The following is an 11,717-nucleotide window of genomic DNA, read 5'->3' on the forward strand; positions in this document are numbered from 1 at the left end:
CGGTTGGGGCACGGTCGAGCAGATCACCGACCCCGAGTACTCCACCACCGCCTTCCTCAAGGGCCTCAAGCAGGTCGACGGCTGGCGCGACATGCCCCTGACCAAGGCCGCCCAGACCGTCCAGGTGTCCGCTTACCCGGACCACTACGCCCAGTGGGAGCAGCAGGCCGCCGACCTGGTGGCCGAGCACTGGAACAGCTGACCCGGCGGTGACCGGGGTCACGACGAACGAGCGGAAGAACCGTGACCCCGGTACCGTTGTGCAGAGCGTCGGTGTGTCCAGTGTCCCCGGGCCTCACCTAAATTGCCTTCGCGGAATACCGTTCGGCTGGAGCCGCGTCGCGCCACTCGCCGAGAGGCGACATGCACACCGACGCCCAGAGCCGCCCCGGCCATCCGGCCGGGGCGGCTCTGTCTGTGGGCTCGAGTCGCACGCCCCGGACCGCTGGCCTAGGGTTACAGGCAGAGGTGAGCCGTTCTCGACGGAGAGGGGGTGCGCGGATGGGTTTCAAGACGTTCATCCAGGGGTGGCCGGTCTACCGGCAACTCACCGGCACCGACCCGCTCGGTCGCGGCGCCGCCGCCCAGTCGGCCCGCTCCGCGGAGCTCACCCCCCGCACCGAGACCGCCGACGGCATGGCCCGCTCGGTCTGCCCGTACTGCGCGGTCGGCTGCGGGCAGCGCGTCTTCCACTCCGGCGGCAAGGTCACCCAGATCGAGGGCGACCCGGACAGCCCGATCTCGCGCGGCCGGCTCTGCCCGAAGGGCTCGGCCAGCAAGAGCCTGGTGACCAGCCCGCTGCGCCAGACCACTGTCCGCTACCGCCGGCCGTACGCGACCGAGTGGGAAGACCTCGACCTCGACGTCGCGCTCGACATGATCGCCGACCGGATCCTCGCCGCCCGCGCGGAGACCTGGGAGGACGTCGACGACGAGGGCCGCCCGCTGAACCGGACGCTGGGCATCTCCAGCCTCGGCGGCGCGACGCTGGACAACGAGGAGAACTACCTCATCAAGAAGCTGTTCACCGCGATGGGGGCACTCCAGATCGAGAACCAGGCCCGTATTTGACACTCCGCCACCGTCCCCGGTCTGGGGACCAGCTTCGGTCGCGGCGGCGCCACGGACTTCCAGCAGGATCTCGCCAACGCTGACGTCATCGTCATTCAGGGCTCGAACATGGCCGAGGCCCACCCGGTGGGCTTCCAGTGGGTGATGGAGGCGAAGAAGCGCGGCGCGAAGGTCTTCCACGTCGACCCGCGGTTCACGCGTACCAGCGCGCTCGCCGACACGTACCTGCCGATCCGTGCGGGCACTGACATCGCGCTGCTCGGCGGGGTGGTGCGTTACATCCTGGAGAACGAGCTGGACTTCCGGGAGTACGTGCTGGCGTACACCAACGCGGCGAACATCGTCAGCGAGCGGTTCGCCGACACCGAGGACCTGGACGGCCTGTTCTCCGGCTACAACCCGGACACCGGCTCGTACGACCACGCCAGCTGGCAGTACGAGGGCCACGAGGGCGACGCCAAGGTCCGGGGCACCGGCAAGGAACGCGACTCGGCCTCCGGGCTGGAGCACGAGTCACACGGCGAGCCGGTGCCGGCGCAGGCCCCGCGGGACGAGACGTTGCAGCACCCGCGTTGCGTCTACCAGATCCTGAAGCGGCACTTCGCCCGCTACACCCCGGAGATGGTGGCCCGGGTGTGCGGCATCCCGGAGGAGAAGTTCCTCGAGCTGGCGCGCGCCTGGACGGAGAACTCGGGCCGGGACCGCACCGGCGCGCTCGTCTACTCCGTGGGCTGGACGCAGCACAGCGTCGGCGTGCAGTACATCCGGACCGGCTCGATCATCCAGACGCTGCTGGGCAACATGGGCCGACCGGGCGGCGGCATCCTGGCGCTGCGCGGGCACGCCAGCATCCAGGGCTCCACCGACATCCCGACGCTGTTCAACCTGCTGCCCGGGTACCTGCCGATGCCGCACCACGCCGACCACGCGACGTTCGACGATTGGGTGAACAGCATCCGGCACCCGGGCCAGAAGGGCTTCTGGGGCGACTCGCGGGCCTTCGCGGCGAGCCTGCTCAAGGCGTACTGGGGTGACGCGGCGACACCGGAGAACGACTTCTGCTACGGCTACATGCCCCGGATGACCGGCGACCACGGCACGTACCAGCAGGTCCTGAACATGATCGACGGCAAGGTGAAGGGCTACTTCCTGCTCGGCCAGAACCCGGCGGTCGGCTCCGCGCACGGCCGGGCCCAGCGCCTCGGCATGGCCAACCTGGACTGGCTCGTGGTCCGCGACCTGTTCATGATCGAGAGCGCCACGTTCTGGAAGAACGGCCCGGAGGTCGCCACCGGTGAGATCGTGCCCGAGGAGTGCCGCACCGAGGTGTTCTTCCTGCCGGCGGCCTCGCACGTGGAGAAGGAGGGCACCTTCACCCAGACGCAGCGGCTGCTGCAGTGGCGGGAGAAGGCCGTCGACCCGCCGGGCGACGCCCGCTCCGAGCTGTGGTTCTTCTACCACCTCGGCCGGGTGCTGCGGGACAAGCTGGCCGGCTCCACCGAGCGCCGCGACCGCGCGCTGCTGGACCTGGCCTGGGACTATCCCACGCACGGTCCGCACGCGGAGCCGAGCGCCGAGGCGGTGCTCAGGGAGATCAACGGGTACGAGGTGGCGACCGGCCGCCCGCTCAGCGCCTTCGGCGAGGCCCGCGACGACGGCTCGACGGCGATCGGCTGCTGGATCTACTCCGGCGTCTACGCCGACGGGGTGAACCAGGCGGCCCGCCGCCGGTCCCGCCACGAGCAGGACTGGGTGGCCGCCGAGTGGGGCTGGGCGTGGCCGGCGAACCGCCGCACGCTCTACAACCGCGCCTCCGCCGACCCGGAGGGCCGGCCGTGGAGCGAGCGCAAGAAGTACGTCTGGTGGGATCCGGACGCCGGCGAGTGGACCGGGTACGACGTGCCGGACTTCGAGAAGACGAAGCCGCCGTCGTACCGGCCGCCGGACGGCGCCTCCGGCCCGGCCGCGCTCGCCGGTGACGACCCGTTCGTCATGCAGGGCGACGGCAAGGCGTGGCTGTACGCGCCGAGCGGCGTGCTGGACGGCCCGCTGCCGACGCACTACGAGCCGGCCGAGTCGCCGATGCGTAACCCGCTCTACGGTCAGCAGGCCAACCCGACCCGCAAGATCTACGAGCACCCGATCAACCGGATGAACCCGAGTCCGCCGGAGCCGCACAGCCAGGTCTTCCCGTACGTGTTCACGGTCAGCCGCCTCACCGAGCACCACACGGCCGGTGGGATGAGCCGTACCGTGCCGCGCCTGGCCGAGCTGCAACCGGAGATGTTCGTCGAGGTGTCCCCGGAACTGGCCGGCGAGATCGGGCTGGCGCACCTGGGCTGGGCGCACCTGATCAGCGGCCGCGCGGTGATCGAGGCGCGGGTGCTGGTCACCGACCGGCTCACCCCGCTGCGGGTGGACGGCCGGATCATCCACCAGGTCTGGCTGCCGTACCACTTCGGCACCGAGGGTCTGGTCACCGGCGACTCGGCCAACGACCTGTTCGGCATCACGCTGGACCCGAACGTCCTCATCCAGGAGAGCAAGGTCGGCACCTGCGACATCCGGCCCGGGCGGCGGCCCACCGGCCCGCCGCTGCTCGACCTGGTCGGCGACTACCAGCGGCGGGCCGGGATGACGCCGGACCGCAAGGTGCCGGTGGTGACCACCGACGCCGCAGGCGGGGACGACGCCGCCGGGAGCACCGACGAGCAGTCGGCCGCCGCGCACCAGGACGGGGATCGGGATGCCTGACGCCAACAGCCTGTACGGCCCGCTCGACCCGGCCCCGGACGCGGGCTGGGTCTCCGCGCCGCCCCGGATGGGCTTCTTCACCGACACCAGCGTGTGCATCGGCTGCAAGGCGTGCGAGGTGGCCTGCAAGGAGTGGAACGGCGTCCCCGACTCGGGTTTCGACCTGCTCGGCATGTCGTACGACAACACCGGCGCGCTCACTGCTAACTCGTGGCGGCACGTCGCGTTCATCGAGCAGCCCCGCCCGGCCGGGCACCGCACGCCGCCGTTCGCCGGCGACCCGACCGGCCCGGCGATCAGCCCGGCGTCGGCGGCGGCCGGCGCGGTCACGGCCCCCGACACGGGTACGAATCCCGGCCTGCCGCCGGGGCAGCCGGAGGCGGCGGCGCGGATGGCGGGCGGTCCGGAGTTCCTCGGCATGCCCGGCACCCAGCCGCCCGGGCGGGACACCGGCCCGGAGAGCCGCACCGACTTCCGCTGGCTGATGATGTCCGACGTGTGCAAGCACTGCACGCACGCGGCCTGCCTGGACGTGTGCCCGACCGGTTCGCTGTTCCGCACCGAGTTCGGCACCGTCGTGGTGCAGGAGGACATCTGCAACGGCTGCGGCTACTGCATCTCCGCCTGCCCGTACGGCGTGATCGACCAGCGGAAGGGCGACGGCCGGGCGTGGAAGTGCACGCTGTGCTACGACCGGATCGGCGCGGGCATGACGCCCGCCTGCGCGCAGGCGTGCCCGACCGAGTCGATCCAGTACGGCCCGCTCGACGAACTGCGGGAACGGGCCGCCAAGCGGGTCACCGCGCTGCACGAGCGCGGTGTGCCGGAGGCACGCCTGTACGGCCACGACCCGACCGACGGCGTCGGCGGCGACGGCGCGTTCTTCCTGCTGCTGGACGAGCCCGAGGTGTACGGGCTGCCGCCGGACCCGGTGGTCACCACCCGGGACCTGCCGAAGATGTGGAAGCGGGCCGGGTACGCCGCCCTGGCCATGGCGGCGGCTGCCGTCGCCGCGTTCGTCGGAGGATCGTCGTGAGCCCGGACCGCCCGGTCGGTGACCTGTTCCGCCGCTTCCGCGAGCGCCTGTCCGCCGAACCGGAGAACGGTGGCGCCGCCGCACGGGAGAACGGCAGCCGGGCCACCGCCGCCGGTCCCGGTGTGGGCCGCACCGACGCGGGCTCCCGCGACGCCGGCCTGGCCCCGCACCCGCCCCGCGACGCGGAACCACGCCGACGCCGCGGCAGGGGCGGCAGGGGCGGCGGGGAGCAGCTCAACGTCCCGCCGGCCGAGTTCACCTCCTACTACGGCCGGCCCATCCTCAAGCCGCCGGTGTGGCGGTGGGACATCGCCGCGTACCTGTTCACCGGTGGTCTCGCCGCCGGTTCGTCGCTGCTGGCGGCTGGCGGGCAGCTCACCGGCCGCCCGGCGCTGCGCCGCGCCGGCCGGGTCACCGCGCTCGCGGCGGTGGGCGCGAGCACGTACTTCCTGGTGAACGACCTGGGCCGGCCGTCCCGGTTCCACCACATGCTGCGGGTGGCGAAGGTGACCTCGCCGATGTCGGTGGGCACCTGGATCCTCAGCGTGTTCGGCCCGGCCGCCGGCGTCGCGGCGATCGCCGAGGCGGCCCCGCTGCTGCCCGAACGCGGCGTGCTGGGGCTCGGCCGCCGGCTGCTGCCGCCGGCCGGGCACGCCGCCGGTGTGGTCGCCGCCGTCACCGCGCCGGCGCTCGCCACGTACACCGGGGTGCTGCTGGCGGACACGGCGGTGCCGTCGTGGCACGAGGCGTACCCGGAACTGCCCGCCATCTTCGCGGGCAGCGCCCTGGCCAGCGGCGCCGGTGTCGGGCTGGTGGCCGCGCCCGGCGCGCAGGCCGGTCCGGCGCGGCGCCTCGCGGTCGCGGGCGCGGCGATGGAGCTGTGGGGGTCGCACCGGGTGGAGAACCGGCTCGGCCTGCTCAGCGAGCCCTACACGCGGGGCACGCCGGGGAAGCTGCTGCGCGCGGGCCGCGCGCTGACCGCCGCCGGTGTGGTCGGCGCGCTGGTCGGCCGGCGCAGCCGGGTGCTGTCCGCGCTGTCCGGCGGCGCGCTGATCGCCGCGTCGGTGTGCACCCGGTTCGGCATCTTCCACGGCGGGGTCGCCTCGGCACGCGACCCGCGGTACACGGTCGTGCCGCAGCGCGAACGCGCCGACCGGCGGGCCGCCGACCAGGTCTGACACCTCCCCGGGCGGCCTCCCGTCCGCTGTGGTTGACTGCTGTGTGGAGGCGTTCAGGCGGCTGGTGCCCCTCCCGGTCTTCAAAACCGGTGTGGTCCGGGATCCGGGCCAGGCGGGTTCGATTCCCGTCCGTCTCCGCCAAGAACCGTTCCCGGGAGAGCGCGATGCGTGAGGTCGACCCGCGACGGCGGGTGCCGCGCACCGACGCGCTGCTCGCCGATCCCGCGCTGGCCGCCGCCGCCGCGACGCTCGGCCGCGACCGGGTCAAGGCCGCGATCGTCAGCGCGCAGGCCCGCGCGCGACGCGGCGAGCTGACCCCCGAGCAGGTACGCGATGCGGCGCTGGCCGGCCTGCCCGGCCGTACGCCCCGCCCGGTGCTCAACGCCACCGGCGTCGTGCTGCACACCAACCTGGGACGCGCCCCGCTCGCCCCGGCCGCGGTGGACGCGCTCGTGGCCGCCGCCGGGCACACCGACGTGGAGCTGGACCTGCGGACCGGCCGGCGGGCGCGGCGCGGCCGGGAGGCGCTGGACGCGCTCGCCGCGGCGGTGCCCGACGCGGGGGCGGTGCACGTGGTGAACAACGGCGCGGCGGCGCTGGTGCTGGCCGCGACCGCGCTGGCCGCCGGCCGGGAGATCGTGGTGAGCCGTGGCGAGCTGGTCGAGATCGGCGACGGGTTCCGCCTGCCCGACCTGCTGGCCAGCACCGGCGCGCGGCTGCGCGAGGTGGGCACCACCAACCGCACCACGCGCGCCGACTACGAAGCCGCGATCGGCGAGCGCACCGGGTTCGTGCTGAAGGTGCATCCGTCGAACTTCGTGGTCACCGGCTTCACCTCGGCGGTGCCGGTGGCCGAACTGGCCACGCTCGGCGTGCCGGTGGTGGCCGACATCGGGTCGGGGCTGCTCGCGCCGGACCCGCTGCTGCCCGCCGAGCCGGACGCGGCCACCACGCTGCGCGCGGGCGCGCACCTGGTCACCGCCAGCGGCGACAAGCTGCTCGGCGGCCCGCAGGCGGGTCTGCTGCTCGGCGACGCCGACCTGGTGCAGCGGCTACGCCGGCACCCGCTCGCCCGGGCGCTGCGGGTCGACAAGCTCACCCTCGCCGCGCTCGCCGCCACCCTGTACGCACCGTCCACGCCCACCCGGGACGCGCTGCACGCCGACCCGGCCCGGCTGCGGGAGCGGCTGGAGCGGCTACGTGACCGGATCGCTGAGGACGGCTGCAAGGCCGAGGTGGTACCCAGCGTCGCTGTCGTCGGCGGCGGCGGGGCACCCGGCGTGGAACTGGACTCGTGGGCGCTGAGCCTGCCCGAGCGGTACGCCGAGCCGCTGCGCAGCGGCGACCCGGCGATCCTCGGCCGGGTGCTGCACGGCCGGCTCCTGCTCGATCTGCGCGCCGTGCCGGAGGGCGCCGACGAGCGGGTCCGCGCCGCGGTGCTGAGCGTGGGGGACTGACCGGCATGTTCGTGGTGGCGACCGCCGGGCACGTCGACCACGGCAAGTCGACGCTGGTGCGGGCGCTGACCGGGATGGAACCGGACCGGTGGGCGGAGGAACGCCGCCGCGGCATGACCATCGACCTGGGTTTCGCCTGGACCACGCTGCCGTCGGGCGGCACCATCGCGTTCGTCGACGTACCCGGGCACGAGCGGTTCGTGCCGAACATGCTCGCCGGTGTCGGGCCGGTCCCGGCCGCGCTGATCGTGGTGGCCGCCGACGAGGGCTGGATGCCGCAGTCCGCCGAGCACCTGGCCGCGCTGGACGCGCTGGGTGTGTCGTACGGGCTGCTCGCGGTGACCCGCGCGGACCTGGCCGATCCCGGGCCGGCGGCGGCGCGGGCCCGCACGGAGATCGCCGCGACGTCGCTGGGCGCTGTGGAGGCGGTGCCGGTCTCCGCAGTCACCGGCGTGGGGCTGCCCGAGCTGCGTGCCGCGCTCGATCGTCTGACCGCCCGGCTGCCCGACCCGGCCCGGGACGCTCCGGTGCGGCTCTGGGTGGACCGCGCGTTCACCGTGCGCGGCAGCGGAACCGTGGTCACCGGCACGCTCGGTGGTGGCCGGTTGCGCGTCGGCGACGAGCTGGAACTGGCCGCCACCGGCGAGGCGGTGCGGGTACGCGGACTGCACTCGCTCGGCGTCGCGCACACCGACGTCGAGGCGGTGGCCCGGGTCGCGGTGAACCTGCGCGGCCTGCCCCGGGACCGGGTCGGGCGCGGCGACGCGCTCCTCACACCCGGCCGGTTCGGGCGTACCGACCTGCTCGACGTGCGGCTGTCCGGCGACCCGGCCGCCGACCTGCCGGCCACGCTCACCCTGCACGTGGGCGCGGCGGCGGTGCCCGCCCGGGTCCGGCCGCTGGGCCCGGACACGGCACGGCTGCGTCTGGTCCGTCCGCTGCCGCTGCTGATCGGGGACCGGGCGCTGCTGCGCGACCCCGGCCGGCACCACGTCGCGGGCGGGGTGACGGTGCTGGACGTGGATCCGCCGCCGCTGCGCCGCCGGGGTGCGGCGGCCGCCCGCGCGGCGGTGCTGGCCGGCCTGGACGGGCGGCCGGACCTACCAGGCGAGCTGCGCCGGCGACGGCTCGTCCGGGCCGGTGACCTGACCCGGATGGGCGTGGCGCCGGCCGCGACGCCGGTGGCCGGGCAGTGGCTGGCCGACCCGGAACACTGGCGGGACCTGGGCCGCCGCCTCACCGAGGAGGTGACCCGGTACGCCGCCGAGCATCCGCTCGCCGCCGGCGTACCCGTCGACGTGCTGCGGCACCGGCTCGACCTGCCCGACCGCGCCCTGGTGACGGCGCTGCTACGTCCGCCGCTGCGGCTGCGCGACGGCCTGGTCACCGCCGCCGGGCAGGGGACGCTGCCGGACCCGGTGGCCCGGGCGGTGGACCGGGTCCGGGCCGAGTACGGCGACCGCCCGTTCCAGGCCCCCGAGGCGCACCACCTGGCCGACCTCGGGCTCGGGCCCCGCGAGATCGGCGCCGCGGTACGCGCCGGCGCGCTGCTGAAGCTCGCCGAGAACGTGGTGCTGCTCCCCGGCGCCCCGGACGACGCGGTACGCGTGCTCGCCGGGCTGCCGCAGCCGTTCACGCTCAGCGCCGCCCGGCAGGCGCTCGGCACCACCCGCCGGGTGGCGGTGCCGCTGCTGGAGCTGCTGGACCGGCGCGGCGCCACCCGCCGGCTGCCCGACGACGCCCGCGAGGTGGTCCACCCGCCCGGGTGAGCCAACAGGCGTCGCCCGCCCGCCCCGGTCACCTACCGTGACGCCATGGACCCTTCCGCGGTCTGGCGGGACAAGAACCACAAGTGGCGGATCGAGGCGTACCGGGCACCGGACCTGCGGTTCGCCATCTACGCCACGAACGGCCCCACCGAGTCGGCACCGCTGTGGCTGTTCGGGATGGCCGCGCTGGCCCGTTGGCTGATGACCCACGCGATCTCCCTGGACGACCTGGAGACCGACTGATGGGCGTGCAGATCGCGCTGGTGCTGGTCCTCATCCTGATCAACGCGGCCCTGTCCGGCAGCGAGATGGCCCTGGTGAGCCTGCGGGAGGGGCAGCTGCGCCGGCTGGCGCGCTCCGGGCGGGCCGGGGCGCGGCTGAGCCGCCTCACCCGCGAACCGAACCGCTACCTGGCCACCATCCAGCTCGGCATCACGCTCGCCGGGTTCCTCGCCTCGGCCGCCGCCGCGGTGACGCTCGCCGAGCCGCTGGTCGGACCGCTGGGATACCTCGGCGGTGCCGCCCGCCCGGTCGCGGTGTTCGTGGTGACGCTGCTGCTGACGTTCCTCACGCTCGTGGTGGGCGAGCTGGCGCCCAAGCGGCTGGCCATGCAGACGGCGGAACGGTGGGCGCTGATCAGCGCCGGGCCGCTGGACCTGCTGGCCCGGCTGTCCCGGCCGGCGGTGTGGCTGCTCGGCCGTTCCACCGACCTGCTGGTCCGGCTCGCCGGCGGCGACCCGCGCGCCAGCCGGGCGGAGGTGACCGAGGAGGAGCTGCGGGAGATGCTGGTCAGCCAGCGGGGCCTGTCCGCCCAGCAGCGGGAGATCCTCGCCGGGGCGTTCGACATCGCCGGCCGTACCCTGCGGGAGATCCTCGTCGCGCGCCGCGACGTGACCACGTTGCCCGCCGGCCTGCCGGCGGCCGAGGCGATGCGGCGTCTGGCCGCCACCGGCCGGTCCCGGGCGCCGGTGATCGGCCCCGGCGGGCTCGACGACGTCCGCGGCACCGTGCACATCCGCGACCTGGTGGACGCCGGCGGCGCGCTCGTCGGCGACCGGGCCCGCCCGCCGGTACTGCTGCCCGGCACGCTGCCGGTGGCCGACGCGATGCGGCAGCTGCGCCAGCGGCACGAGCAGCTCGCGCTGGTGGTCGACGAGTACGGCGGCGTGGACGGCCTGGTCACCATGGAGGACCTGCTCGAGGAGGTCGTCGGCGAGCTGTACGACGAGACCGACCGGGACGTGCGCCGCGCCGTGCGGGAGCCGGACGGCGCGCTGCTGCTGCCGGGCGACTTCCCGCTGCACGACCTGCCCGACGTGGGCGTCCGGGTGACGTTCCCGCTGTCCCGGGAGTACACCACGGTGGCCGGGCTGGTGCTGGCCGGGCTCGGCCGGCTGCCCGAGGGCCCGGGGGAGCGGGTGCGGCTGCCCGGCCTCACCGTCGAGGTGGTCGAGGTGGCCGGACGGGCGATCCGCCGGGTCCGGCTGCGCGGCCCCGCCGTCGGCCGCAGCCCGGACTGACACCCGGACGGGGGACAACCGCCCGATCCCCGTCCCGCGCCCGGCCGCCGGTCGTACGGTGCGGGCGTGAAGGACCGAGGACTGCGTACGTTCATCACCGTGCTGGCCGGACTGGCCGTGATCTACTTCGGCTTCACCGGAAGCCGCGGCAGCGGCGAGGAGGGCATCTCCGGCGGCGTGGTGCTGCTCGCGCTGCTCGCCTCGCTGCTGGCCTGGAACCTGACCAAGCCCGGCCCGGCCAAGTAGCCCTCAGTGGGCCGTGGCGGCGCTGCGGCTCACCTCGCCCGCCGACTCCTCGCCCAGGGCGACCCGCACCAGCGCCGACGCCAGCCGGCCGAAGTCGGCCTCGCCGACCAGCCCGACCAGGTCACCCGGGCTCGCCGGCAGGCCCAGCCGCTTCGCCCCGGCGAGCGTGCGCCGGTCGGCGTACGGGCGCACGTCCGGCCACACCGACTGCGCCTCGCGCAGGAAGATGTCCGCTCCGGTGGGGCCGATGCCGGGGAACTCGGTGAGCAGCCGGCGCAGCACGGCCCGGTCGGCGCCGGCCTCCTTGTGCAGCCGGCGCAGGTCGCCGTGCCAGCGGTCCAGGCACAGCCGGGCGCCGGTGCCGAGCATGGTGGCGGTCCGCTCGTCGTAGCGCCGGTAGTGGCCCCGGCCCAGCGCGTCGACCCGGTCCTGCCAGGTCGCCGCCTCCATCGCCTGCGGGGTGCGGTACCCGGCCGCGAACAGCTCCCGGGCGGCGGCCACCGCCACCGAGGCCCGGATCCGGGTGCTCAGCAGCGTGGTGAGCACCAGCAGTTGGTAGAGCGGGCCGGGCCGGTCCGCGAGGGCGATGCCGGCCTCCTCCGCGTACGTGCGGGACTGCCGGTCCAGCAGGGCCCGTGCGACGTTGCGATCGTCTGGCATCCACCCGGGTTACCCGCCCCGGCCCC

9 protein-coding genes, 1 tRNA gene and 1 pseudogene are annotated in these 11,717 nt (G+C 74.9%); 10 read left to right on the top strand and 1 reads right to left on the bottom strand.

Features of this window, described 5'->3' with window-relative positions; all coding sequences use genetic code 11:
• The 10 genes and pseudogenes from ACPCK6_RS10040 to ACPCK6_RS10085 all read left to right on the top strand — a co-directional run.
• Window positions 1-202, top strand: a pseudogene (locus ACPCK6_RS10040) (hypothetical protein); the annotation flags it as partial.
• 299 nt (window positions 203-501) lie between these two features.
• Complete coding sequence (gene fdh, locus ACPCK6_RS10045) at window positions 502-3,825, top strand: formate dehydrogenase (RefSeq protein WP_423480946.1); 3,324 nt, start codon at window positions 502-504, stop codon at window positions 3,823-3,825.
• Window positions 3,818-4,861: a 4Fe-4S dicluster domain-containing protein gene (locus ACPCK6_RS10050; protein WP_423480947.1), complete on the top strand. Its 1,044-nt coding sequence runs from the start codon at window positions 3,818-3,820 to the stop codon at window positions 4,859-4,861. Before fdh ends, ACPCK6_RS10050 begins: the two co-directional genes overlap by 8 nt.
• Window positions 4,858-6,039: an NrfD/PsrC family molybdoenzyme membrane anchor subunit gene (nrfD, locus tag ACPCK6_RS10055; RefSeq protein WP_423480948.1), complete on the top strand. Its 1,182-nt coding sequence runs from the start codon at window positions 4,858-4,860 to the stop codon at window positions 6,037-6,039. The genes ACPCK6_RS10050 and nrfD overlap by 4 nt, the downstream gene beginning before the upstream one ends.
• A 45-nt stretch (window positions 6,040-6,084) precedes the next feature.
• Window positions 6,085-6,180 (top strand) — tRNA-Sec (locus ACPCK6_RS10060).
• A gap of 23 nt (window positions 6,181-6,203) precedes the next feature.
• Entirely contained in the window at window positions 6,204-7,496 is a 1,293-nt protein-coding gene (gene selA, locus ACPCK6_RS10065) for an L-seryl-tRNA(Sec) selenium transferase (RefSeq protein ID WP_423480949.1), read from the top strand.
• A gap of 5 nt (window positions 7,497-7,501) precedes the next feature.
• Entirely contained in the window at window positions 7,502-9,265 is a 1,764-nt protein-coding gene (gene selB, locus ACPCK6_RS10070; protein WP_423480950.1) for a selenocysteine-specific translation elongation factor, read from the top strand.
• A gap of 45 nt (window positions 9,266-9,310) precedes the next feature.
• Window positions 9,311-9,508 (top strand): hypothetical protein, encoded by a 198-nt coding sequence (locus ACPCK6_RS10075; protein WP_030503909.1) that lies wholly within the window; start codon window positions 9,311-9,313, stop codon window positions 9,506-9,508.
• Complete coding sequence (locus tag ACPCK6_RS10080; protein WP_423480951.1) at window positions 9,508-10,785, top strand: hemolysin family protein; 1,278 nt, start codon at window positions 9,508-9,510, stop codon at window positions 10,783-10,785. Before ACPCK6_RS10075 ends, ACPCK6_RS10080 begins: the two co-directional genes overlap by 1 nt.
• A 66-nt stretch (window positions 10,786-10,851) precedes the next feature.
• On the top strand, window positions 10,852-11,031 hold the full coding sequence (locus tag ACPCK6_RS10085; RefSeq protein WP_396884086.1) for a hypothetical protein: 180 nt from the start codon (window positions 10,852-10,854) through the stop codon (window positions 11,029-11,031).
• 3 nt (window positions 11,032-11,034) lie between these two features.
• Here ACPCK6_RS10085 and ACPCK6_RS10090 read toward each other — a convergent pair whose 3' ends face one another.
• A complete protein-coding gene (locus ACPCK6_RS10090; protein WP_396884085.1) occupies window positions 11,035-11,691 on the bottom strand; it encodes a hypothetical protein in 657 nt (218 codons plus the stop codon).
• Window positions 11,692-11,717 lie beyond the last annotated feature (26 nt).

This window comes from Micromonospora sp. AB353 (assembly GCF_049538395.1).
GTDB lineage: Bacteria > Actinomycetota > Actinomycetes > Mycobacteriales > Micromonosporaceae > Micromonospora > Micromonospora aurantiaca.